This window comes from Nocardia sp. NPDC052112 (assembly GCF_040680135.1).
Classification (GTDB): Bacteria; Actinomycetota; Actinomycetes; order Mycobacteriales; family Mycobacteriaceae; genus Nocardia.
The window spans coordinates 98144-123275 of the sequence record NZ_JBFAWD010000018.1; the positions used below are offsets into that span (position 1 = coordinate 98144).

21 protein-coding genes are annotated in these 25132 nt (G+C 65.7%); 9 read left to right on the top strand and 12 right to left on the bottom strand.

Annotated features, from left to right (window positions below; genetic code table 11):
* From AB0L58_RS30085 to infC, 5 genes are all read right to left on the bottom strand, one after another.
* Positions 1-1632 (bottom strand): hypothetical protein (locus tag AB0L58_RS30085; protein ID WP_364391733.1); only part of this gene is annotated, 1632 nt, incomplete at its 3' end.
* A 1081-nt stretch (positions 1633-2713) separates the two neighbouring features.
* Positions 2714-3511: an RNA methyltransferase gene (locus AB0L58_RS30090; RefSeq protein WP_364391736.1), complete on the bottom strand. Its 798-nt coding sequence runs from the start codon at positions 3509-3511 to the stop codon at positions 2714-2716.
* 37 nt (positions 3512-3548) lie between these two features.
* The gene (gene rplT, locus AB0L58_RS30095; protein WP_040689024.1) at positions 3549-3929 is read right to left on the bottom strand and encodes a 50S ribosomal protein L20; all 381 of its coding nucleotides are present in this window, start codon (positions 3927-3929) and stop codon (positions 3549-3551) included.
* Between the two features lie 128 nt (positions 3930-4057).
* Positions 4058-4252, bottom strand: a complete 195-nt coding sequence (rpmI, locus tag AB0L58_RS30100; RefSeq protein WP_328411703.1) for a 50S ribosomal protein L35 — start codon at positions 4250-4252, stop codon at positions 4058-4060.
* 60 nt (positions 4253-4312) lie between these two features.
* Entirely contained in the window at positions 4313-4999 is a 687-nt protein-coding gene (gene infC, locus AB0L58_RS30105; RefSeq protein WP_364391936.1) for a translation initiation factor IF-3, read from the bottom strand.
* Positions 5000-5333: 334 nt separating this feature from the next.
* On the opposite strand from infC, the gene AB0L58_RS30110 reads away from it, so the two are divergent.
* From AB0L58_RS30110 to AB0L58_RS30125, 4 genes are all read left to right on the top strand, one after another.
* Positions 5334-5687, top strand: coding sequence for a DUF1844 domain-containing protein (locus AB0L58_RS30110; protein ID WP_364391740.1), 354 nt, complete (start codon positions 5334-5336; stop codon positions 5685-5687).
* Between the two features lie 66 nt (positions 5688-5753).
* On the top strand, positions 5754-6374 hold the full coding sequence (locus tag AB0L58_RS30115; protein ID WP_364391742.1) for a TetR family transcriptional regulator: 621 nt from the start codon (positions 5754-5756) through the stop codon (positions 6372-6374).
* Between the two features lie 46 nt (positions 6375-6420).
* Positions 6421-7962, top strand: a complete 1542-nt coding sequence (locus tag AB0L58_RS30120) for an FAD-dependent monooxygenase (RefSeq protein ID WP_364391744.1) — start codon at positions 6421-6423, stop codon at positions 7960-7962.
* A 229-nt stretch (positions 7963-8191) separates the two neighbouring features.
* Entirely contained in the window at positions 8192-8899 is a 708-nt protein-coding gene (locus AB0L58_RS30125; RefSeq protein ID WP_364391746.1) for an alpha/beta hydrolase, read from the top strand.
* Positions 8900-8934: 35 nt separating this feature from the next.
* On the opposite strand, the gene AB0L58_RS30130 is transcribed toward AB0L58_RS30125, so the two are convergent.
* The 4 genes from AB0L58_RS30130 to AB0L58_RS30145 all read right to left on the bottom strand — a co-directional run bounded on the left by AB0L58_RS30130 (position 8935) and on the right by AB0L58_RS30145 (position 14870).
* A complete protein-coding gene (locus AB0L58_RS30130; protein WP_364391748.1) occupies positions 8935-9213 on the bottom strand; it encodes a hypothetical protein in 279 nt (92 codons plus the stop codon).
* A gap of 208 nt (positions 9214-9421) precedes the next feature.
* Positions 9422-12457, bottom strand: a complete 3036-nt coding sequence (uvrA, locus tag AB0L58_RS30135) for an excinuclease ABC subunit UvrA (protein ID WP_364391750.1) — start codon at positions 12455-12457, stop codon at positions 9422-9424.
* A gap of 116 nt (positions 12458-12573) precedes the next feature.
* Positions 12574-14673, bottom strand: coding sequence for a glycogen debranching N-terminal domain-containing protein (locus tag AB0L58_RS30140; protein ID WP_364391752.1), 2100 nt, complete (start codon positions 14671-14673; stop codon positions 12574-12576).
* Positions 14670-14870 (bottom strand): hypothetical protein, encoded by a 201-nt coding sequence (locus AB0L58_RS30145; protein ID WP_364391754.1) that lies wholly within the window; start codon positions 14868-14870, stop codon positions 14670-14672. Before AB0L58_RS30145 ends, AB0L58_RS30140 begins: the two co-directional genes overlap by 4 nt.
* Positions 14871-15559: 689 nt before the next feature.
* On the opposite strand from AB0L58_RS30145, the gene AB0L58_RS30150 reads away from it, so the two are divergent.
* The gene (locus AB0L58_RS30150; RefSeq protein ID WP_364391756.1) at positions 15560-16192 is read left to right on the top strand and encodes a response regulator transcription factor; all 633 of its coding nucleotides are present in this window, start codon (positions 15560-15562) and stop codon (positions 16190-16192) included.
* Here AB0L58_RS30150 and AB0L58_RS30155 read toward each other — a convergent pair.
* On the bottom strand, positions 16189-16977 hold the full coding sequence (locus AB0L58_RS30155) for a sigma 54 modulation/S30EA ribosomal C-terminal domain-containing protein (protein ID WP_364391758.1): 789 nt from the start codon (positions 16975-16977) through the stop codon (positions 16189-16191). The two genes, AB0L58_RS30150 and AB0L58_RS30155, sit on opposite strands and share 4 nt — an antisense overlap.
* 138 nt (positions 16978-17115) lie before the next feature.
* Between AB0L58_RS30155 and AB0L58_RS30160 the strand changes: the two genes are divergently transcribed.
* Positions 17116-18855, top strand: coding sequence for a GAF domain-containing sensor histidine kinase (locus tag AB0L58_RS30160; protein ID WP_364391760.1), 1740 nt, complete (start codon positions 17116-17118; stop codon positions 18853-18855).
* A 12-nt stretch (positions 18856-18867) separates the two neighbouring features.
* On the opposite strand, the gene AB0L58_RS30165 is transcribed toward AB0L58_RS30160, so the two are convergent.
* Positions 18868-20058: a beta-ketoacyl synthase N-terminal-like domain-containing protein gene (locus AB0L58_RS30165; RefSeq protein WP_364391763.1), complete on the bottom strand. Its 1191-nt coding sequence runs from the start codon at positions 20056-20058 to the stop codon at positions 18868-18870.
* Positions 20059-20272: 214 nt separating this feature from the next.
* On the opposite strand from AB0L58_RS30165, the gene AB0L58_RS30170 reads away from it, so the two are divergent.
* The 3 genes from AB0L58_RS30170 to AB0L58_RS30180 all read left to right on the top strand — a co-directional run bounded on the left by AB0L58_RS30170 (position 20273) and on the right by AB0L58_RS30180 (position 24469).
* On the top strand, positions 20273-21604 hold the full coding sequence (locus AB0L58_RS30170) for a diguanylate cyclase (RefSeq protein WP_364391765.1): 1332 nt from the start codon (positions 20273-20275) through the stop codon (positions 21602-21604).
* 9 nt (positions 21605-21613) lie between these two features.
* Entirely contained in the window at positions 21614-21952 is a 339-nt protein-coding gene (locus tag AB0L58_RS30175) for an antibiotic biosynthesis monooxygenase (RefSeq protein ID WP_364391768.1), read from the top strand.
* A gap of 147 nt (positions 21953-22099) precedes the next feature.
* Positions 22100-24469, top strand: coding sequence for an ATP-binding domain-containing protein (locus tag AB0L58_RS30180; protein ID WP_364391938.1), 2370 nt, complete (start codon positions 22100-22102; stop codon positions 24467-24469).
* 60 nt (positions 24470-24529) lie between these two features.
* Here AB0L58_RS30180 and AB0L58_RS30185 read toward each other — a convergent pair whose 3' ends face one another.
* On the bottom strand, positions 24530-24982 hold the full coding sequence (locus tag AB0L58_RS30185) for a universal stress protein (protein WP_364391770.1): 453 nt from the start codon (positions 24980-24982) through the stop codon (positions 24530-24532).
* Positions 24983-25132 lie beyond the last annotated feature (150 nt).

Here is a 25132-nt window from a genome sequence, read left to right on the forward strand (position 1 = left end):
CACAGCGCCGTACCCGTCGGACTCGTAGTGGCCGACATCGACAGTCTGCGAGCCGCCGAACAGACCCGTCTCGCTGTTCACATGCAGGCTGTCATCCTCGATATGGGTGCGCCCCACGGTCTCCGAGGCCGAACCGAACGGAGTACTCACAACATTCACAGCGCCGTACCCGTCGGACTCGTAGTGGCCGACATCGACAGTCTGCGAGCCGCCGAACAGACCCGTCTCGCTGTTCACATGCAGGCTGTCATCCCCGGTATGGGTGCGCTCCACGGTCTCCGAGGCCGAGCCGAAGGGGGTGCTCACAACATTCACGGCGTGGTATCCGTCGGACTCGTGGTGGCCGATATCGACAGTCTCGGAGCCGCCGAACAGGCCGGTCTGCTGCGAGATGTGCACGTTGTCCGACTCGGCGTGCGACTGGTCGACGGCCTCGAAGCCGGAGGCGAACGGCGTGTCGACCTCGTGGGTGATCTGTTGGTCGTCGGACTCGCCGTGGGACGCGTCGACGTTCTGGTAGCCGGTACCGAACCAGCCGGTGCCACGATCGACGTGCAGGCTGTCGTCCTCGGTGTGGGTGCGCCCCACGGTCTCCGAGGCCGAACCGAACGGAGTACTCACAACATTCACAGCGTGGTATCCGTCGGACTCGTGATGGCCGGCATCGACCGTCTCGGAGCCACCGAACAGGCCGCGCTCCTCGGCGACGTGCACGGTATCGGAGTCGGCGTGGAAGGCATCCAACGACTGGTGCGCCGAGCCGAACAGTCCGGTGACCGAGTGGCTGCTTTCCTGGGCATCGGTCTCCCGGTGCGAATCTTCGACAGTCTGCGAGCTGCCGAACCAGCCGCTTCCGGTCGCGATGTGGCGGCTGTCGTCCTCGGTGCGCGTGGTCTCGGAGTCGGAGAAGTCGGAGCCGAACGGGGTCACCGATCCGGCCAGATCAACACTGTCGGCTGCTACGTGGGTCTGCTCGTCGGATTCGAAGGCGCTGCCGAACGGGGTGACGACGCCGGATTCCACGGCGCTGTGGTCCGCGACGTGGCCGCTGCGGTCGGCAGCGAATTCGGTGCCGAACGGGGTGACGGCGTCGGCGACTGCCACGCTGTGGTCGCCGACATGGGCGTGCTCGTCGGTGTCGAAGGCGTTTCCTAAGGGAGTCGAAACCGCATCGACGTGGGAATCCATGTCGTAGGTGTGGGTCTGCTCGGAGGCGTCGAACTCGGTGCCGAACGGGAGCGGGTGATCGGCGACGTCGATGCTCTCGCCGTACACCTGGGTGTGCTCAGCCGCGCCGAACGCCGTGCCGACCGGGGTAGACCCGTCGACGACGTAGCCGCCATGATCGGCCAGGTGGGTGCGCTCGTCGGCCTCGAACGGCGTCGGTGCGCCGGCCGCGGCGGCGTCCTGCTCGACCCCGTGCACATCCTCCGTGCCCACGAAACCGCCGCCGACCGGTGCGAACGCGGCACCGACGGCGAGGCTGGCCTGGTCGTGGAGCTCCGCGGCGGCCTCGGCGCCGGTCTGGGCAGGCGTGTCGACAGGTGAGTAGTCGGGGGTCGGGCGATCATTCGCTGGTCCGTTGCCGATACCGAAGACCGTCTCTTCGCCGAGGTTGGTGCCGAACGCCATGAGGTAATTGCCTTTTCTGATCTTTATTACCGCTGTTGCCTGAGCCGACCCGATCGTCGGTCCAGCCAGCGAATTTACAGAATTCGAGCTGATGGCCCGGTTCGAGCACGCTGTGAATCAGCCGTGAATTCACTCCCAGCACACAGGAGACGCCCAGATTTACCTTGGAGGTACCCAGCCGGAGGATCGGCGCCACGCGCCGCATCCCTCCCAGGGGACGCGGCTGCAACTTTTCAAGGCAATCAGTGGGCGATCGAGCGAGGCCGCCGAATGCACCGGCAGTGGACGCTACTGGCGCGACCGCACGCCTGGGTGCCGCCCCGGATTGACTCATCGTTGTGCCGCATCCATGCCGGTCGCGACGCCAATCGTTGCGCCAGGGATCGTCCGGTCAGCCCCGCTCGGACGGTTGTGGCCTCCCCGGTCGGACTAGCAGGATCCCGCTGATGCGCGGAAACAAGCGCATGGAAATTCAACGACCCAGCGGAACTGCTGATCCTCGAGAACATTTCAAACGTGTGCTTTTCGGACATTAAGTATGGCAATACCCGCAGCTTTGTCGAGAAACCGACTCGGTCGTAATCCACCCGCGAATGAGTTGCCTGGCGAAGGCCACAGCAAACCAGCCGCGCAACCTCGGGAACAACGAATATCCTTCTATCCACTGATATTTCGACTACAACCACTTGGCAAATATCACACTACGGATCGACGACATCGAGCAATCGCATGCCGCGCTCCGTCCGGATAGCTGACGAGGATCCCGCCAGCACGCGGACAACCGGGCCCGCCCCCGCCGATGGAGCGACTCTGACCATCTGCACTGGCGTCGTCACCCGCCGTTTCGGCAAGAGGAAGAGCATCGGCGGAACGCCGGTAAGTGATTCGGCTGCGGTGCAATCTCGCTCCGGGGTAGACCGAGCGTCATTGCGGTGAGGTGACCCAGCCGAACGCACCACGGATCTCGGGCACGACCCAGGACGCGAGCCGTTCGGGCAGGTCCGGCGGCCGACGATGACGGCACGGCGCTGAGTGCGGACTCACCCGGCCCAGGCGTTCCGATCCGGAGTTCGTGCCCGGCCTATCTCGCGTGCTGGACACGCGCGCTGGCATACAGGCAGATCGCAGCCGCCGCGGCCAAATTCAGACTCTCGGCACGGCCGTGAATCGGAATGCGCACGCGATGATCCGCACGGGCGGCGACGGCGGGATCCAGACCATGCGCCTCATTGCCGAACAGCCAGGCCACCGGACCGGCCAGCAATTCGTCGGCCTCGTCCAGATCGACCTCGCCCCTGGCGGCAGTGGCGAGCACCGTAATGCCCGCTGCCGCTACGGCATCGAGCACCTCGCCGATATCGTGGTGCCGCGCGATCGGCACATGAAACAGGCTGCCCGCACTAGCACGCACGCATTTGCCATTGTGCGGATCGACCGTATCCCCCGCCAGCACAACACCGTTGGCGCCCACCGCGTCGGCGACTCGAATGACGGTGCCCGCATTGCCGGGTTCGGCAATCTCCACCGGGACGGCCAGCAGCGTCGGCCGCTCGGCCAGTATGTCCGCCAACGGCACATCGATCTGGTCGCACACCGCGACAAGCCCCGGCGCGGTGACGGTTTCACCGAGATGTTCGGCGGCGCGCTCGCTCACCAGTGTGGTGCGCACGCCCGCGGCAGCGGCACCGGCGATCAACTGGTGCTCCCGCGCGGCGGCGTGCATCGAATAGAACAGCTCCCGCACCCGCCCCGTATCCAACGCCGCCGCAACCGAATTCGCGCCCTCGGCGAGGAACAGCCCGGTCTTGCGGCGGGCAACGGAACGATGGAGCTTGACAGCGGAAACGACCCGCGGATTGCGCTCGGAGAGCGCGTCCACGGGTCGTTCCGAATGCTGTGTCGTCACGCAGACCGGATCAGGCGGCCGGGGCGTTGACGTCCTGCGGGAGGGCGGCCTTCGCCACGGCGACCAGACCGGCGAACGCCTCGGCGTCGGAGACGGCGAGCTCGGCGAGGATCTTGCGGTCCACCTCGACACCGGCGGCCTTCAGACCCTGGATGAAGCGGTTGTAGGTGATGTCGTTCAGGCGCGCCGCGGCGTTGATACGGGCGATCCAGAGCTTGCGGAAGTCACCCTTGCGCGCCCGGCGGTCCCGGTAGGCGTAGGTGAGCGAGTGCAGCTGCTGTTCCTTGGCCTTGCGGTACAGCCGCGAGCGCTGGCCACGGTAGCCCTTGGAGGCCTCGAGAACGGAACGACGCTTCTTCTGAGCGTTGACGGCCCTTTTGACGCGTGCCATGGGTCAGTCCTTTTTAGATATAGGAGGCGCATGCGTAGCGCCCCGAAATTGGTCGGTGGTCGGCGTCCGGAGTCCCGGTCGCGCGGATGCTTGCCTGTCGAGCGACCTATCGGGGGTCGCTTGCGGTCTCAGAGACCGAGCAGGCGCTTGACGCGAGGGACGTCAACAGACGCGACGGACTCCGTGCCGTCCAGACGACGAGTCCGGCGCGTGGACTTGTGCTCGAGCAGGTGGCGACGGTTCGCCTGCTGACGCAGCAGCTTGCCACGGCCCGAAACCTTGAATCGCTTCGAGGCGCCGCTGTGGCTCTTCATCTTCGGCATGGATTCCTCTATCTGTCTCGTACCGGTGGTCCTCGCGGACCACCGGTTTTCTGATCGGTATTACTGCGGGTCGGCCGGCGCGGCCTGTCCGGCGGCCGGTGCGCCCGCGGCCGGTGCGGGAGCGGCAGGCGCTTCGGTGGCGGCGGGACGCGGTGCCCGCGAATCCTCCTGCGCCTTCACCCGCGTCTTCGCACCCTTATGCGGTGCGAGGACCATGGTCATATTGCGACCGTCTTGCTTGGCGGAGGTCTCGACGAAACCCAATTCGGCGACGTCGGAGGCCAGACGCTGCAGCAGTCGGAAGCCCAATTCGGGACGCGACTGCTCACGACCGCGGAACATGATAGTTACCTTGACCTTCGAACCGGCTTCGAGGAAGCGAACAACGTTGCGCTTCTTGGTCTCGTAGTCGTGGTCGTCGATCTTGGGACGGAGCTTCTGCTCCTTGATCACGGTCTGCACCTGGTTCTTGCGAGACTCGCGCGCCTTCTGCGCCGTCTCGTACTTGAACTTGCCGTAGTCCATGATCTTGCAGACCGGTGGACGGGCATCCGGCGCGACCTCGACCAAGTCGAGGTCTGCCTCGAGGGCGACGCGTAGTGCATCTTCAACACGCACGATCCCAACCTGTTCACCACCCGGTCCGATGAGTCGGACCTCGGGAACACGGATGCGATCGTTGATGCGGGTCTCAGTGCTGATGGGGCCTCCTAGGTCAAGCGGTGTCGTCAGACGACCGCACGCAATAACGGCAACCCCTTTTCAACACAAAGGCCCCGGTGCGGTATTCCGCCACGGGGCCCGAGTCGACCGGCCTTCGACCACGAGCATGCTCGTGCCGACCTTGTTCGACGATCCCCTGAGAGATCCCCGCACAAGAAACCCGCCCCGGAGGGCGGGGGACCGGACCGTTTAACCAGTACGATCACTCGTCGGCAACGGTGGGAGTCGGGCTCCACTTATCAGCCCCGAGCAAGCCCGGGGCGGTCGTCAGCGGAAAGTCTAACATTCCCACTCGCTATCGCCGAATCGCCCCGCCCCGGCGACCACACCCGGCCACCACGATGCCATCCTCGTTCCTATGAGTGACGAGGCAGTATCCGACGCGACCGACGTCCGCGAGTTGGCCGATATCCCGGCGGTCGAGATCATCAGCCGCGCCGCGATGATGCTGATGAGCGCGGCGGCGGAGAAGCTCGGACTCGCCGACGAGGACCCGGACAACAGTCCGCGGCGCGATCTGGACGAGGCGCGTCGCCTGATTACCGCGCTCGCCGGACTGGTCACCTCGTCGATCGAGTACTTCGGCCCGCATGCCGGCCCCTACCGCGACGGTCTGAAGTCGCTGCAGCTCGCCTTCCGCGAGGCCTCGGCACATCCGGACGAGCCGGGCAACGGTCCGGGCGAGAAGTACACCGGGCCGGTGTACGCCTAGTAGGTCGACAATTTTGCCCATCGGGAAATATTGCCCGCTAGGCAAGTTTGGTCGTACTCTGGTGTCATGCCAGATGAGCAAGTCCTCGGTCTTCGGGAACGCAAGAAACTCGACACCCGTAAGGCACTCAGCGATGCGACGCTCGAGCTGGCATTCGAACACGGACTCGCCAATATCACCAGAGAGGACATCGCGGCGCGCGCGGGCGTGTCGGTCCGGACGTTCAACAACTACTTCACCGGTAAGCACGAAGCGCTGGCCTACCGGCAGACCGAGCGGATCCAGCGCAGTCTGATCGCACTGCGGAACCGGCCCGCCGATGAGCCGCTCTGGACCGCGATCACAGCGGCGATCCTGGAACCACTCGAGGCCGACGGCGCCGGAGACCACCCGCCGACCTCACACCAACTGGCGGTTATTCGCGAATTACTCGAGGCACCCGAGACCCGAACCGCGGTGTCCAAGGCGGTATCCGACGACTGGATCGAGGCGATCGCGGCACGCACCGGAACCGACGCGGCCCGCGATCTCTATCCACGCCTCGTCGTCGGTGTGATCGGCGCGATCTACCAGGCCGCTACTGCGACCTATGTCTACGCGGATCCGCCGATGCTACTCACCACACTGCTACGACAAGCCATCGACGAGGTTGCCGCGGGACTGCCCGCGCCTTCCGTCGTCGGCTGACTCACCGCCTACCCACTTATCACAGGCAACAAGAGGTGTATTCGTCATGCCCGAAAACTTTTTCGAGGTAGTCATTTCCGGCGCCGGGCCGAACGGGCTCATGCTCGCGTGCGAACTCGCACTCGCCGGCGTGCGTCCAATCGTGCTCGAGAAACTGAGCGAGCCAAGCGCCGAGCCGAAGGCAAACGGCCTTGTCGGCCAGGTGATTCGGCTGCTGGATATGCGCGGCCTGTACCACGAATTCGGCGGTGCGCCGGGCGCTCCTCGGCCCATGCCCGGCTATCTGTTCAGCGGAATGCCGGTGTCATTCGCCGAAGTCGCGAACAATCCGATGTACGCGCTGGTCATCCCCCAGCCGAAACTGGTTCGCCTGTTGGCGAAAAGGGCACGCGAACTCGGAATCGAAATCCTTTGGGGCCATGAGCTGACCGATCTGGTCCAGCAAGACGGGAACGTGACCGTCACAGTGACGAGTCCCGACCGCGAGTACGACCTGACCACCACATATTTGGTCGCGGCCGATGGCGGCAAGAGCTTCGTCCGTAAACACACCGGAATCGAATTCCCCGGCAGCACTAACGCATCGAAGTTGGTCCGGATGGCGCATGTGAGCCTGCCGGAGGAAATGCGCACCGGCGACGGCGGCGTCCTGATTCCCGGTCTCGGGCGACTTCCGTTCGGACACAACCGACTCGAACGGGGCATGTTCATCTTCGCAGAGCTCGAACGCGGCCGCCCGTTGGTCGCGACCATGGAGTTCGACGGCGATCCCGTACCGGAGGACACTCCGATGACGCTCGACGAGATGCGGGCGAGTCTGCGGCGGGTGCTCGGCGTCGACCTGCCGATCGCACCACCGCCCGGATCCGGACCGCACGCCCTGCGCCGGACCGAAGGCCAGAACACTCGACTTGCCGAACGCTATCGCGACGGAAACGTCTTCCTGCTCGGCGATTCCGCCCACGTGCACTCCGCGATGGGCGGGCCCGGCCTCAACCTTGGGTTGCAGGACGCGGCCAATCTCGGCTGGAAGCTCGCCGCGCGGGTGAACGGTTGGGCACCCGAGGAACTGCTGGACACCTATCACTCCGAGCGACACCCGGTCGGCGAGCGCGTGATGATGCAATCGCTGTCCCAGCTCGCACTGATGGCGCCGGGTCCGGAGGTCACCGCACTGCGCGAGTTCATGGGCGAACTACTCAGAGCACCTGAAACCGCGGGACATATCGCGCATCTACTCGCCGGATCCGATATCCGCTACGATATCGGCGATCCGCATCCGCTGTCCGGGCGCATGGTCCCGGACCTGATCCTCGAAACCTCGGACGGCCGAACGCGTGTCGCCGATCTGCTGCACTCGGCGCGAGCTGTATTGATCCAATTGACCGGGGACGGTGGGTTCGCCGATATCGCGGGCGATTGGCACGACCGCGTCGACACCGTGATCGCGACCTGTCCGGACGCGCCCGCTGACGCGCTACTGATCCGACCGGACGGATATGTGGCATGGGCAGGCGAAGTCGGTACCGACCATGACCGGCTCCGGAACGCATTGATGCGGTGGTTCGGTCCAGCTCGAAGCCGCTAGGCACCGCGATGTGGCCCGCACGATCGCTGAGATGCGACCCGAGTGGGCCGCAAGCGACGCGGGACAATGCCGGCCGCGCTGCCCGTCGATATCACCGGACAATCTCACTCGACCCGAAGTAGTTCATCTTGTGAACAACGAAACGCTTTGTGCGCCTGTTCATCTCGGTGAGACAGACATATTGCTGCGGATTTGCGTTCCGCCAGGTTCGCCATGCGATGCTCACTGAATGGCACGGATACTTCTGATTCCCGGATTCTGGCTCGGCGCGTGGGCGTGGGACGACGTCGCGGCCGATCTGCGCGCCCGGGGTGACGATGTGTTGGCGCTGACCCTGCCCGGACTCGATCCGGCCGATGACGACCGGCTGGACGCGACGCTGGAAATGCAGGCGCAGGCCATCCTCGACGAGATCGCCTCGGACGAAGCGGTGGTGGTCGTCGCGCACTCCGGCGGCGCGGCGGCCGCCTATCTCGCCACCGATATCGCACCGGAACGCTTCACCCGCGGCATTTATGTCGACGCGGCCCCGCTACCCAATGGCTTCATCCTCAATTCCGCATTGGATGTGACCGTTCGCGAACTCGCACTGCCGGATTGGGATCAGTTGGAAGCCGACGGCAATAGCCTCACCGGACTGGATGAGATATCCCTGGCCCGATTCCGCGAGCGTGCCGTCTCCGAGCCCACCGGAGTCGCCGCCGCTCCCCTGCGGTTGAGCGATTCCCCGGCGCGCCTTGCCATCCCGACGACGGTGATCTGCAACAGCATTACCGCATGCCTGGTCAAACAACTCCGTGACGCTGGTCAGGAACCGATGTTCGCCGAGCTGGCCAAGATCGACGCCGAGTATATCGATCTGCCAACCGGCCATTGGCCGATGTGGTCGAGATGCAAGGAACTTGCCGCGCTGATCCACACCGTAGCGAACCGCTGAAGCACACGACAGCCGAAAGTGACTGGCGCGGTGCGTCACTCGACTCGATCGGACGCGCAACTGTGACCTCGCAGTGGCCCGGCGGCACCGGCTACCGCGCAGAAGCGTCCGGCGCGGGAGACTTTGTCGTTGGTCGCGGACATCGCGGCCGAGGTCGGATCCCCTTCGCCGACACTGCGCAGGCGGCTCGGCGCACCGCCCGGATTGTCGTACAGCCCCATACCCGCACCCAAGAGGATCGGCGCGATGTGCAGGTCGATCTCGTCGACAAGTCCCAGTCCGAGCAGCTGACGGCCGATGGTCGGCGCGAACACTTCGAGGAGATCTGATTGTATTTCGCAATCGCCATAGTACGGTAGGTACTCCGATAGCAGATTGCAACCGGATCAGGGGCGAGGGACACCAAGCGAAATGGCACGCGATCGAACGGTTTGCCCGGCAGTGCCAGGCACGACGCGGCGCACCCCTTGTCCGCGCGTGACTCCGAGGGGTTGGAGCGCGACAACGGGTGCGCCGACGAGATCAGCGCAGGGCGGCGGCCTTGCGTGATGCGCGCTTCGCGGCAGCGGCATTCGGTGCCGGAATCTTGGTCGCCGTCGCCTTGGTGGCCGAGGAATTGTTCGTCGCCTTCGTGGCGGCCTTCTTGGCCGGGGCCTTCTTCGCCGCCGCCTTCTTGGCCGGGGCCTTGGGCGCGGTCGCGGCGGGCAGTGCCAGAACTTCCTTCAAGAACTGGCCGGTGTAGCTGGGCGCCACTTCGGCAATGTCTTCCGGGGTCCCCTCGGCGACCACCGAGCCGCCGCCGGAGCCGCCCTCGGGACCCATATCGATCACCCAGTCGGAGGTCTTGATGACATCCAGATTGTGCTCGATGACGATGACGGTATTGCCCTTGTCCACCAGGCCATTGATGACCAGCAGCAGCTTGCGGATGTCCTCGAAGTGCAGGCCGGTGGTCGGCTCGTCCAGGATGTAGACGGTGCGTCCGGTGGAGCGCTTCTGCAGTTCGGCCGCCAATTTGACGCGCTGTGCCTCGCCGCCGGAGAGCGTCGGCGCGCTCTGGCCGAGGCGCACATAGCCCAGGCCGACGTCGACCAGAGTCTTGAGATAGCGGTGGATCGAGGTGACCGGTTCGAAGAAGCCCGCGGCCTCCTCGATCGACATATCGAGCACCTCGGCAATGGTCTTGCCCTTGTAGTGCACCTCGAGGGTCTCCCGGTTGTACCGGGCACCGTGGCAGACCTCGCACGGGACATACACATCCGGCAGGAAGTTCATCTCGATCTTCAAGGTGCCATCACCCGAGCATGCTTCGCAGCGGCCGCCCTTGACATTGAACGAGAACCGGCCGGGCTGATAGCCGCGCACCTTCGCCTCGGTGGTGGCCGCGAACAGGGTCCGGATCTTGTCGAATACGCCGGTATAGGTGGCCGGATTCGAGCGTGGCGTCCGGCCGATCGGCGACTGATCCACCTGTACCAGCTTGTCCAGATGATCGAGGCCGTTGATTCGGGTGTGTCGGCCCGGCACCTGCCGCGCACCGTTCAACTTGTTCGCGAGCACGGTCGCCAGAATGTCGTTGACCAGCGTGGACTTACCGGATCCGGAAACACCGGTGACCGCGGTGAGCACGCCGAGCGGGAAGCTGACGTCGATATCGCGCAGGTTGTGTTCGTTCGCACCGACCACGGTGAGCTGGCGCTTCTTGCTGACCGGCCGCCGCACCATCGGCACCTCGATGCGCTCGCGGCCCGAAAGGTACGCACCGGTCAGCGATTTCGGGTCGGTGAGCAGTTCGAGATACGGACCGCTGTGCACGACTTCACCGCCGTGCTCACCGGCCAGCGGACCGATATCGACCACCCAGTCCGAGGCCCGGATCGTGTCCTCGTCGTGTTCGACCACGATCAGCGTATTGCCGAGATTCCGCAGCCGGGTGAGGGTTTCGATGAGCCGCCGATTGTCCCGCTGGTGCAGACCGATCGACGGTTCGTCGAGCACATACAGCACCCCGACGAGCCCGGACCCGATCTGGGTCGCGAGCCGGATGCGCTGCGCCTCACCACCGGACAGCGTCGCCGCGGCCCGCGACAGGCTCAGATACTCCAGTCCGACATCCAACAGGAAGCCGAGCCGCGCCTGCACCTCCTTGAGTACCTGCCCGGCAATGGCGGTCTCGCGCTCCCCCAACGTCAAGGCGTTCAGGAATGCCGAGCAATCACCGATCGACAATTCGCTCACATCGGCGATGGACTTCTGCTCACCACCCGAGGCGATGGTGACGGCCAGAATCTCCGGACGCAACCGAGCACCGTTGCACACCGGGCACGGCACATCGCGCATGTACCCGTCGTAATGCTCCTTCATCTGCTCGGATTCGGTGCTCTCCATGCGCCGCTGCAGGAACGGCATCACGCCCTCGAAATCGGCGTAGTACGAACGCTTCCGGCCGTACCGGTTGGTGTAGGAGACGTGCACCTGATCCGAACTGCCCTCCAGCACCGCCTTGCGTGCCTTCAGCGGCAGGTCCTGCCACGGCGTATCCATGGAGAATCCGATGGATTCGGCCAGTCCCGACAGCAGCCGGGTGAAGTATTCGGCGGTCTGTCCGCGCGACCACGGTGCGATCGCGCCCTCGGCCAGGCTCAATTCGGGATCGGGCACCACCAGATCCGGATCGACCTCCTTGCGGATACCGAGACCGGTGCAGTCCGGGCACGCACCATAGGGCGAGTTGAACGAGAACGAGCGCGGTTCGAGATCCTCGATATCGAGGGGGTGACCGTTGGGGCAGGCCAGCCGTTCGGAGAAGCGCCGCTCCCGATCGTGGGCGTGCTCGTCGCGGTCGACGAAGTCGAGTACCACGATGCCGTCGGCCAATCGCAGCGCGGTCTCGATCGAATCGGTAAGGCGCTGTTTGGAACTCGGCTTCACCTGGAGCCGGTCCACCACGACCTCGACGTCGTGCTTCTCCTGCTTCTTCAGCTTCGGCGGATCGGTGAGCGGATACACCACGCCGTCGACCCGGACACGCGAATAGCCCTGGGAGTTCAACTGGTCGAACAGGTCGACGAATTCACCCTTGCGGGTGCGCACCACCGGCGCGAGCACCTGGAATTTGATGCCCTCCTGCATCGCGAGCACCTGATCCACGATCTGCTGCGGAGTCTGTTTGGCGATCAGTTCACCGCAGACCGGGCAGTGCGGCGTACCGGCACGCGCGTACAGCAGACGCAGGTAGTCGTAGACCTCGGTGATGGTGCCGACCGTCGACCGGGGGTTGCGATTGGTCGACTTCTGATCGATCGACACCGCGGGCGAAAGTCCCTCGATGAAGTCGACGTCCGGCTTGTCCATCTGCCCGAGGAACTGACGCGCATACGCCGACAGCGATTCGACGTAGCGGCGCTGCCCTTCGGCGAAGATCGTGTCGAAGGCGAGGCTGGACTTGCCCGAACCGGATAGTCCGGTGAACACGATGAGACTGTCGCGGGGCAGATCGAGGTCGATGCTCTTGAGATTGTGCTCCCGAGCTCCGCGCACAGTGAGGCGTTCCGCCACCAGGTGGTCCCTTCTCGATCGTGTCGGTCCAACAGACGTGATACCCCCAGCGCCATGCTAGGCCGACCCACCGACAAGTTTCCTCGCGCGCCGGATTCCCCGGTCATCGGTCCAGGTCAGGAGTCGGATCGACGCAACTTTCCAGCCAATCCGCTGAGCTGCCAACCCGCGCTGTCCACGGTGACGGTGAGCACATCCGACCCGACCCGGACCCCGCTCACCCGCAACGGCAGGTACCGGTCGGGCACCGCGGGCGCGACCGACGCCGACCCCGTGCCCGGCTCCAACCGCAACATACTCCGCATGAAAAGCAGCGGCGCCGCCGACGCCCACGCCTGCGGTGAGCACGAGGTCGGATAGGGCACCGGCGCGTCGAATTCCGCGCGGTCGAAACCGCTGAACAGCTCGGGCAGCCGATAGCCGAAGCGAGTCGACGCGTCGAGCACCCCATCGATCACGCGGTTGGCATGTTCGGTGTAGCCGTAGCGCATCAGCCCGGCGGCGCAGATCGCGTTGTCGTGCGGCCACACCGAGCCGTTGTGGTAGCTGACCGGGTTGTATGCGCCCATGCTGGTGGCCAGCGTGCGGATACCCCACCCGCTGAACATCTCCGGCGACAACAGGTGATCCGCGACCGAGCCCGCCTTGTCCTCATCGATGATCCCGGTCCACAGGCAGTGCCCGATATTCGAGGTCAGCGCGTCGATCGGGCGCTTGTCCCCAGCCAAACCGATGGCGTACCAACCGTGCTCGGGCAACCAGAACGCCTTGTTGAACGCGGCCTTCAATGCGGCCGCCTTGGCACGGAACCGATCCGCGGTCGGTTGATCGCCCACATCGGCCGCGAGCGCCGCCCGCGCCACATACGCGGCGTACACATATCCCTGCACCTCGGCCAGCGCGATCGGGGCCTCGGGCAACCGGCCGTCGGCGAAGTTCACACCGTCCCAGGAGTCCTTCCACCCCTGATTCGCCAAGCCGTGGTCGGCCGCGCGCTGATACTCGACGAATCCGTCGCCGTCCGCATCACCGAAGTGCTCGATCCACTCCAGCGCCCGATCCGCGTGCGGCAGCAGTTCGTCCCTGGTGTCGGCATCAAGTCCCCACCGATGCAGCTCTCCGAGCAACATCACGAACAACGGTGTGGCATCGGCGGTTCCGTAGTACACGGTGTCACCGCCGAGCAGCAGTGTCGCCGCCCGCCCGAACCGCACCTCGTGCGGGATCCGCCCCGGCTGCTCCTCGGTCGCGGCGCGAACCTCGGTGCCCTGCAGGCCCGCCAGACTCTGCAGCGTGCCGACGGCCAGTCGCCGGTCCAGCGGCAACACCATCCACGAGGTGAGCAGCGAGTCCCGCCCGAACAGCGCCATGAACCACGGCGCACCCGCGGCCACCACCGCACGCTCCGGATGACCCGGGTCGAAGATACGCAGTGCGCCGAGATCGACAACGGCGCGCCGCAATACCGCGGCGAGCGTCTGATCCTCGGTGTGCACCGACGGCGAATTCTCGTACCATTCACGCATCCGCAGCGCGGGCGCACTGTGCGATACGGGATTTCCACACGGATGCCGCGGCGTCACCACCGATCCGAGTGTCGGCTGGTACTGAATGCATACCGACCATTCCCCACGCCCGGGCAGATCGACCTGCCACCGCAATTCGCGATCGACCGCGGTCGCCCCGGCGGCCGTCACCGTCACCGCCAGCGGCAGATCGGTCCGGCTGATCTCGACCGAGCCCGCCGTCGACTTGCTCTTGGTAACCACCACACCGTCGCCGATCCGCCCCTCCTTCACCTCGAACAGATCGGCGAAATCGGCATCGAGCTCCAGCACGACCGCACAGCTGATCGGCGCGCCGGAGAGATTGCGCACGGTCACGTCCTCGCGCATGCCGTCGCCGACATGCCGCGCGACGGTCACCAGTGCCGTGCTGTCGGCGCGTCCGGGCCGCGGCGGCGTCCTGGCCAGCAGCGTCGCACTGTAGGGCTCGGTGTGCTGGACGGTGAGCGGTTGCGGCGCCAGCCCGTCGATGGTGAGCCGCCACCGCGATAGCACCCTGGTATCGCGCACGAACAATCCCTCGGCCCGATTCGGGCTGATGGCACCGCCGTCCTCGCTGATGCAGAAGGTCGAGCCCTCGACCAGGGTCACCCCGGCGACCGCTCGTGGCGCAGCCCCAGGATCGGCGCCGTCACCCCAGGGGCTCGTCAAGCGACCGGCATGGGCACCAGGGCCCGGCTCGTCCGCGCATCGGTCAGGATGTGTCGATACCGCCGTTCGCGGGCCCCCCGCAGCGGGTCGAACCGGCGCTGCGCGGTCCCCGTATCGGCATGCCACAACGGCGCTACCGGAGCCGCCAGTGGCTCCGCACGCGGTTCGGGGTCATCGGGTCCCATCAGTGGACGCACTCGATCAGTGTAGTGGCGCCACTGCTGCGGTTCGTGGATCTCGGTAATCATCACCGGCTTTCGATGCGCCGGGCGGGCCACTCGGACCGCTCGGTGCACCCGCTACTGCGCGTTCATCCAGCCGGCGAAGACCCGATAGCCACCACCGCCCGCCCCGAACCCGCCTGCGGCACGATCGGACCGATCGTTATGGACACGTCCACTCCTCTTCGGGTCCGGGCACCGGAGCGATAACGGGGATCTCCCGAATGGCCCGCCCATGTGCGAACCGCCATTGCACGCCGCATTCACGGCACCGGAACAGCGCATCCCGATGGTCGACGAAGGTGCCGATGGCCGGCGAGCCGCAGTCGGGACAGCTCTGCGGCGGACCGAAAATATTCCCGAAATCGAGTGTCGCCGAATATGTCATTGTTCGAGATAACTGTGCATGGGGCCCTCCAAGGCCGCGCTGCCAAAAAACCTCTTTGAATGACTTCGGCCTCAGCATACCCGGAACCTCGATTCGCACAATGCCATTCGAGCGGTCGGTTTTTCTCGGCGTTTCGATAGCGCTCGCCGGTAAATTCGAGTAGGTATTACTCGAAATTATCGTTCCGATATACCGGTGCGCCCCGCCGAGGGCTACCTTGTCGGTAGGACCAAACGCCGGGGACGAACGAGTTCCCCTGCACCGCACAGGAGGTCGCGTGATCACAGTGTTCCTCGTCGACGACCACGAGATCGTCCGACGCGGCCTCGTCGACCTGCTGGAGAGCGATCCGGAACTCACCGTTATCGGCCAGGCCGGCGACGTCGCCGACGCCATGGCCGGCATCCACGCGCTGCGACCCGATGTCGCTGTACTGGACGTCCGACTACCCGACGGGAACGGCATCGAACTATGCCGCGACCTGCTCGCCGAAATCGACGATCTGAATTGCCTCATCCTGACGTCCTACACCGATGAACACGCCATGTTGGACGCTATTTTGGCGGGCGCGAGCGGCTATGTCGTCAAGAACATCAAGGGCATGGAATTGGCCGCGGCGATCAAAGAGGTCGGCGCGGGCCATTCGCTCCTGGATAATCGCGCGGCGGCCGCACTCAAGGCCCGGCTACGTTCCAACACCGAAAACGACGGACCGCTGGCCGGCCTCACCGAACAGGAACGCCGACTGCTCGCACTGCTCGGCGAGGGATTGACCAATCGACAAATCGCGGGCCGAATGTTCCTGGCCGAGAAGACCGTCAAGAATTACGTTTCCCGGCTGCTGGCCAAACTCGGTATGGAACGGCGCACCCAGGCCGCGGTGCTGGCCTCCAAACTGCGCGAGGGCTAGCGGATTTCCGCCGGAACGACGATGGAGAGATCACCATCGTAGCGGCGGTACACCAGTCGGCCGCGTCCACTGTCGGCATCGGTGAAGAACAGGAACGGCAGCCCCTTGCGGCACAACCGGGCCGCCGCCGCCTCCTCGATGAGGGTCGGTGCCGGATACGAATCCATCAGCAGAGGTAGGGAATTCACCGTGAGCGGCCGGTCCGCCGGAGCCGGCGGCGCCAGCGTCGTGCGCTGCCTGGCCAGCCGGACGCCGACCGGATCCACCCAACTCACCAGGGCATCCTCACCGGTTTCGGTATCGCTGAACAGATACGAGTCGTAGTCCATCGCATCCATTACCGCCATCGCCTCGGCTGGCGTACCGGTCAGCAGCGCGCAGTGCTTCCTCCGCACGATCGGGCGCGGCTCGGTAACCCTGGCCAGGGGCGGACGCGCCGGATCGGGCCACTCGCGGGACTGTTTGGTCGCCAGCCGGGCGATCTGACGGTCCAGCCGTTCCACGGCGAAGGTCACCGCGAAGCCGCGCGGACCGGTGACCTGCACCCGGGTCGGGGTGTCGTGTATACGAATGTTGGCCTGCACCAACGTAGGTTCGTCCGAATCCACCGGCGCGGTCACCCGCACCCGCGCCGCCGCGTCGAGGTGGTGCCGGCGCAGTACGCGGCCGATCCCCCGCACCGCCCTGGTCACATCAGCGGGCGGCACCGCACCCCGGGTGGTCACGGCCAGTTCGGGATCGGCGGCGGTGGCCCACAGCTCCGAGGAACGCAACGGCGAATTCATAGGACATCCCTACTTTCTATTCCCGGTGTGCGACCATGCCATCACCGCTACGCCAGCGCGAACAGGGCCGAAAGTCCTCGATCGACCAACTAGACTGGCGTGGGCGCTATTACGCGCCTGCCAGAACAGGATGCCGTCATGACCGAAGAGTTGGGCAGCGGCCTCTATTCGGTACGCGACACGCTGTCGCAACTTCGGCTCCGGGAGCTGTTGTCGGAGGTCAAGGAACGCGTCGAGCTGATCATCGATTCGCGCGACCGGATGGACGGCTTGGTCGAGGCGATGCTGACCGTCACCTCCGGCCTCGACCTCGACGAAACGCTGCGCGCCATCGTCCACACCGCCACCAGCCTGGTCGATGCCCGCTATGGTGCGCTGGCGGTGCGCGGGCACGAGCAGCAGGTCACCCAGTTCCTCGACGAGGGCATGGACGACATCGTCCGGCAGCGCATCGGCCGACTGCCCGCCGGACACGGCGTACTCGGTGAGGTATTCACCCAACCCAAACCCCTTCGCCTCGACGAGCTCTCGAAACACCCTGCGTCCGTTGGCTTTCCGGAACACCACCCGCCGATGCACACCTTCCTCGGCGTCCCGGTACGCATCCGCGACGAGGTCTTCGGCAGTCTCTATCTGACCGAGAAGGCCAATGGTCAGCCGTTCACCGAGGACGACGATGTGCTCGTCCAGGCGCTGGCGGCCGCGGCCGGTATCGCGGTCGACAACGCCAGGCTCTACGAATCGGCGCGCACCAGACAGGCCTGGATCGAGGCCACCCGCGATATCGCCACGGAATTCCTCGCGGGCACCGAACCCGATCGGGTGCTCGCCCATGTCGTCGACCACGCGCGCACCCTGACCGGCTCGCATCAATCGTTTCTCGCCAGCACCCCGGTACCGCAACTCGAACTCACCGCGGTCTCCGAACTCGTCATCACGCAATGGTCCGGTCCGGGTAGCGGATTCGACGGACTGACCGTCGACGCCGATGGCACCGCACTCGGCGAAGCCTTCACCCGCCGCACACCGCTGCGCTTCGACAATGCCGCACTGATCGACCTCGGCGTACCACTGCGCGATGTCGGGCCCGCGCTGATCCTGCCGCTGTGCACCCCCGACGCCACCCTGGGCACGCTGGTCACGGTGCGTCCCATCGGATCACCGCCCTACACCGACGAACTCGTCGAGTTGACCAACGCCTTCACCGACCAGGCCGCGCTGGCCATGCAACTGGCCGAAACCCAGCGCAGGATGCGCGAACTCGATATCCTCGCCGACCGCGACCGCATCGCCCGCGACCTGCACGACCACGTGATCCAGCGCCTGTTCGCCATCGGACTCACCTTGCAGAGCGCGGTGCCGCGCGCCGATGTACCCGAAGTGCGTCAACACCTTTCGACGGTCATCAATGATCTGCAGGAGGTGGTCCAGGAGATCCGCACCTCCATCTTCGATCTACACGGCGGCAATGGCGGCAGTATCGAATTGCAGCAACGGATCGAGGATGCGGTGCGCCAGCAGACCACCGATGCGCCGCTGCGGGCCACCGTGCAGGTGACCGGACCGCTATCGGTGCTGGAGGCCGAGCTGGCCGATCACGCGGAGGCAGTGGTGCGCGAGGCGGTGAGCAATGCGGTGCGGCATTCCGGCGCGGCGACGGTCTCGGTAGAGATCAGTGTGGCCGATGATCTGACCATCGTGGTCACCGATGACGGCTGGGGCATTCCGAATCACGTGATCCGCAGCGGGTTGCGGAATTTGGAGCAGCGGGCCGAGAAATCGGACGGGCAGTTCACCATCGGGCCCGCGGTGGCGGGTGTGCACGAAACCGAGGACATGCCGGGCACAAAGTTGTCCTGGTCGGTGCCGTTGCCATAAGTCGGCGCGGATTCAGTCGACGGGACCGAGCACCACCATCGAATTGTGACCGCCCATACCGAGCGACAACTTGGCCGTGATCCCACCCTCGAAGGGCGTCGGACCATCCAACAGTCGCTCGTAGGCGGGCGCCACGATCGGTGCGGCGGGCACAATGCCGCGGTCGTATGCCAGCGCCGCGGCGGCCACCTCCACCCCTGCCGCCGCGCCCTGGCAGTGCCCGACCAGCGGCTTCACCGAATAGACGTGCGGCCGGTCGTCGAACATCCGCGCGAGCAGATCCCGCTCGGCCACATCGCACTGCCGGGTGCCGGTGCCGTGTGCGTTGAAATACCGCACGTCCGCGGGGGCGATGGCGGCGGCGGCGAGCGCGTGGCGCGCACAGTTGAAGATCTGGTTGTGCCCGGGATCGACCGAAACCACGTGATAAGCGTCATTGGTCATACCGCCGCCGAGCACTGCGGCATAGGGCCGCTCAACCGAGCGCGTGAGCACGAAGGCGACCGATGCCTCACCCATGCTGAACCCGCGGCTGCCCTGCTGAAAGGGGCGGCAGGCAGCCAGCGGTTCGGCATCGCCGACCGCCGCGCCGAGCCGGACGAAGTGCTCGAGCATCTCGGGGGTGGCCGACATATCGGTGGCGACGCAGATCACGTCGTCGGCGACACCACAGTCCAGCCATAGCTTGGCGGTGATCAGCGCGACATTCGCCGAACTGCACGCCGCCGAGACATTCATCGACGGCCCGTGGAAGCCGAACTCCTGCTGTAGTACCGAGATCGGTGTCGAGGGCAATAGTCGCATGTAGTCGCGAGAGCGCCGGTGCCCGGCATCGACCACATAGAAGTCGCGCCAGTTGGCGACGTCGCCGAGCACGATCGCGTGCAACACGCCGACGGTGCGGCCCGGTCGCCAACCGCGCGCGGACGCGTCCGCGATCGCCTCGCGGGCCGACTCCTGTATGGCGCGTCCGTAGATGCTGGTGCTCACCATGGGATCGCCGCCATCGGGAATCATCGAAACCCAGGCGTACTCATCGCGGCCGAAGCCGTAGCCTGGTTGTAGCGAGGCCGCGGATTTCCCGCTCAGCAGCCCCTGCCAGAGCGGCTCCCGACCCCAGCCGTACCCGCTGACCGCACCGATCCCGGCGATCGTCATATGATCTTGATGGTGCTTTTCATCGTTCGGGTTCGCCCCCGACATGGCATCGCTCCTTCACCGGGTCCCGGGGCCGAAGCGACGTTCGGCTCGAGCATGTTCACAGCTCCGGGTTCTGCAATGATCACCAGATAGCGCCCGACGACGTGCCCGGACTGTGAGCGGAGCAATAGCGTCGACGATGTGATCTTGTACACGTCGATACCAGAATAATCCCATGTTCCAATGGCCATGATTGGGTCGACGATCGGGGGTTCGAGTGGATGAGGACAAGGCAGTCGACGCCGAGCAGCTGGCTCAGCGCTACCGGTCCCTGGTCGAACACACTCCGGACGGGATCGTCGTGCACGAGCGCGGCACCGTCGTCTACGCCAACCCGGCCACCGCGCGCATGCTGGGCGCCGCGAGCACCGATCAGCTGATCGGCCAGCCGCTGACCCGATTCGTCCATCCCGCTTCCGTGTCCGGCATGCGGGACCGCATCAGCCAGCTGACCACCGCGGGCGCCGCCTCCGATCCCACCGAAATGGAGCTGATCCGGGTCGACGGCGAGATCGTCCCGGTCGAGACGGTTTCGGTGCTCACCCCATGGCATGACCATCTCGCCTATCAGGTCGTCATCCACGACCTCACCGCGCAGCGCGCCGCCGAGGCCGCGCAGCGCCGGGCCGAACAGCACTTCACCACGGTGGTCTCGCAATTGGAGGAGGGTGTGGTGGTGATCGACCGGAACGGCCGCATCGAATCGGCCAATCCCACGGCCGTGCGGATCTTCGGTACCGACGAGCGCAGCGGCGAACTCATCGGCGCCACCATCGACGAACTGCCGCTGATCCTGCTCGACGCCAATGCCCAGCCGCTACCGACGAGTCGGCATCCGATCGCGCGCACCCTGGCGACGGGCGAAACGATCAGCGGTTACATCTTCGGCGTCGACCGCCACGACGGCCAGCGCCGCTGGCTCTCGGGCAGTTCGCGGCTGCTCAATCCGGGCGATCCGGACTCACCCGCGGTGTCGTCCTTTGCCGATATCACCGAATTCCGGGCCAGTCGACGGCAATTGGAGTTCCAGGCCACGCACGACTCGCTGACCGGACTTGCCAACCGCTCGCTGATCCTGTCCCAGCTCGCCAATGCGCTGGCCGCCAGCGAGGACCTGCCGGTCTCGACGGTGCTGTTCATCGATCTGGACGGTTTCAAGGCGATCAATGACACCCTCGGCCACGCGATCGGCGATACCGTCCTGCAGATCGTGGCCCAGCGGTTGCAGCGCGCGCTGCGCGGCACCGACCTGGTCGGCCGGCTCGGCGGCGACGAATTCCTGGTGCTGCTGTCCGGCCGGACCCGCCGCGTCGATCTCGACTCCCTGATCCTGCGGCTGCGCTCGACCATGGCCGAGCCGATCATCGCGCGGGGGCACCGGATCGAGGTGAACGCTTCGATCGGCGTGACCGAACTCGCAGAGAGCGATCACCGCACGCCCGAAGCGGTGCTGCACGACGCCGACCTGGCGATGTACCGCGCCAAGCCGACCGGACGCCGGGAAGGCACCGGCCTGGGCCGCAGACCGAATAACACGCACGCTTCCTGAAGGTTTCGCATGATCATCGAACACGCGCTGTTGCCCGTCCGCCCCGCCGAAGCGGCGGCCTTCGAGGCGGCGTTCGCCGAGGCCAGGCCGATCATCGAGAGTATGCCGGGCTTCCGATCGCTATCGCTGTCGCGGTGTGTGGAGGCGCCCGATACCTATTTGCTGTTGGTGGGATGGGAACAGTTGAGCGACCATGTGGATGGCTTCCGCGGGTCCGCCGGATATCAGCGCTGGAAGCAACTGCTGCACCACTTCTACGAACCGTTTCCCCTCGTCCAACATTTCACGCCGGTCCTGGCCACGGACCCGCTACCTGCGGTTACAGCGAGCCCGCCGAACCAGCAGTAAACTCGACAACTCTGTTTTCAATGGCGTTCGCGTGCACCGTGCCCTGCGTGTGCACCGGCTCATCGCGGTGACAAGGAGTTCAGTTTGCCCGACCGCCTCACTCAGGATCGTGCCGCGCACGACGGCACCCCCGAGCGGAACCGCGAGATCGACCAGGAGCAGGCCTACCTGTCCGTGCTCTATGAACGACTCGACGATATGCGCGAATACGCCACGAATCGGCTGCGCACCGTGCTGCTGGAAACCGGTGGCACCCCGCAGGCCCGAACCGAACGCGAATCCTTCAGCCAGCTCTACTCCGAGGATCTGGCCAAATACGACGCAGCCGAACACGGCCTGTGTTTCGGCCGCATCGATCTCGACGGCAGTGCCGTTTCGAGCGACCTGCAAGCAGTCGCTAGCGGCGCCGTTTCGAGCGACCTGCAAGCAGTCGCTAGCGGCCAGGAAGGCGAATGCCGCTATATCGGTAGGCTCGGCATCCTCGACGAAAAGGACGATTACGAGACGCTGCTGCTGGATTGGCGCGCGCCCCTGGCCCGTCCGTTCTATCTCGCGACGACCGCCGCACCGGATGGGGTGATCCGGCGTCGACATATCCGGTCGCGCAATCGGCGGGTCACCGCTATCAACGACGAATACCTGGACCTCGGCGCCGCCCAGACCGCTGGTGTGACCGATGGTGCGGGCGGGGTCGGCAGCGAGAGCGCATTGCTCTCGGCGCTCAATGCCGCGCGCACCGGCCATATGAACGACATCGTCGAGACCATTCAGAGCGAGCAGGACGCGATCATTCGCTCCGAGCACAAGAGCGTGCTGGTGGTGCAGGGCGGGCCGGGCACCGGCAAGACCGCCGTCGCACTGCACCGCGCGGCCTACCTGCTCTACACCTACCGTCAGCAGCTGGCCAAGAGCGGCGTGCTGATCATCGGTCCGAACGCCACCTTCCTCGATTACATCGGCCAAGTGTTGCCCTCGCTCGGTGAGACCGGCGTGCTGCTGTCCACCATCGGCGATCTGTATCCGGGCGTGAAGGCCACCCGCGCGGATTCGCTGCGCGCCGGCGAGGTCAAGGGCTCACTGGCCATGCTGGAGGTGCTCAAGCAAGCGGTGCGCGACCGCCAGGAGGTGCCGTCCGAGCCGATCCGGCTCACCTTCGACGGCTACCCGGTCACACTCGATCGCAAGCTCGCCACCAAGGCGCGCGGCCGGGCCCGTTCTTCGCGACGCCCGCACAATCTGGCCCGGCCGATCTTCGCCTCCGCGGTCATCGACGCACTCACCGACCAACTGGCCCAGACCATGGGCGCGGATCTGTCCGGCGGCCACCGGGGGATGGCAGGAGGCGCAGCCGACGGAGCGGGTAAGGAAAGTCTGCTCAGCCGAACCGATCTCGCCGAGATTCGGGACGAAATGCGCGCCGATCCGGCGATCCAGGCGGCGATCGGCAAACTCTGGCCGATCTTGTCGCCGCAGGAGGTGCTCGCGGATCTGCTGGCCGATCCGAAGCGACTCGACCGGGCCGCGAGCAGTCTGGCTCCGGCCGACCGAGCCGAACTCGCGCGCTCGGACAACGGCGAATTCAGCGCGCCGGACGCACCGCTGCTCGACGAACTCGCCGAACTGCTCGGCATCGACGACACCGAGGAACGCGAACGCGCCCGCCGCCGCTGGCGGGCGCAATTGGCCGAGGCCCAGGACGCACTCGACATCCTGACCGGTTCGGCACCACAGGATCTCGAGGACGACCTCGATCCGGAGATTCTGATGGCCTACGACCTGATCGACGCCAGCCAGCTGGCCGAACGTCAGGATGTGCGCAATCGGCAGACCACCGCGGAACGCGCCGCAGGTGACCGCAATTGGACCTATGGCCACGTGATCGTCGATGAGGCACAAGAACTTTCGGAGATGGCCTGGCGAATGGTGATGCGCCGCATTCCGAATCGGTGGGTCACGGTGGTCGGCGATGTCGCGCAGACCGGCGATCCGGCCGGCGCCTCGTCCTGGCAACGGATGCTGGAACCCTATGTGGCACAACGGTGGAAGCTCACCGAGTTGACCGTGAACTACCGCACCCCCGCGGAGATCATGGCGGTCGCGGCCGATGTGCTCGCCGAGATCGATGCGGATGCGGCGGTGCCGCGGTCGGTGCGGGAGACCGGCGTGCGCCCGCGCGCCCACGCCGTCGATGCGAGCGAATTGCGCAGTGCAGTAGCACAATTGGTAGCGGCGGAGACCGGCCCCGGTACCACTGCGGTGATCACACCGCATGAGCTGGTCGCGGACTTCGCCGAGTTGGTGGGCGAATCCGTCCGGGTGCTGACGGTGCACGAGGTCAAGGGCCTGGAATTCGACGCGGTCTATCTGGTGGAACCACAGGGCATCCTCGACGAATCGCCCCGCGGGTTGAACGATCTGTACGTGGCGCTGACCCGAGCAACCCAGCGACTCGGGGTGGTGCACACCGGCGAGCTGCCATCGGTGCTGCGGACCGGATCGACGGGCGCACTGGATTGACGAGAACGACGACAGCCGCGCATCCCCTGGGATGCGCGGCTGTCGTTTCGGTTCTACCGCTTACCTGACGGTGTGCACGATCAGCACATCCGAACGGGACTTGCGTGCCACATCCGAAGGCACCGACCCCAGCAACCGACCGGCCAGGGTGTTCAGGCCGCGATTACCGACGACCAGCAGATCGGCCTCGACCTCCTTGACGAGCGCGAGCAACGATTCGACCGGCTCGCCGACGATCGCGCGCTCAACGATCTCTTCGGCGCCCGCCGCCACCGCCCGGTCCCTGGCAGTGCGCAGGATCTCGTTGGTGGGCGCGGAGCCGCGAACCTGGTATGCCTCGTCCTTGAGCACATCGGTGGCGGCGGCCACATCCCGATCGTCGGTCGGGTAGTACGCGCAGGCCACGACCAGGGTCGCACCGGCCGCCGCGGCCAGCGCAGCGGCCTTGTCGACGGCGACGTACGACGAGTCCGAGCCATCGGTACCGACGACAATGGTCCGGTAGGCGGTCATCTTTCCTCCAACTTGTGGTGTCGGGTTGCCTGCGCCGGTGCCACGTGGAGTCGTGGCACCCGCGCGGCGACTGGGGTCGACCATAGCGGCAAATCGGCCGGAAATAGCAGAAATCGCAACACATCACACTGCTGGTGTTCCGGCTTTACC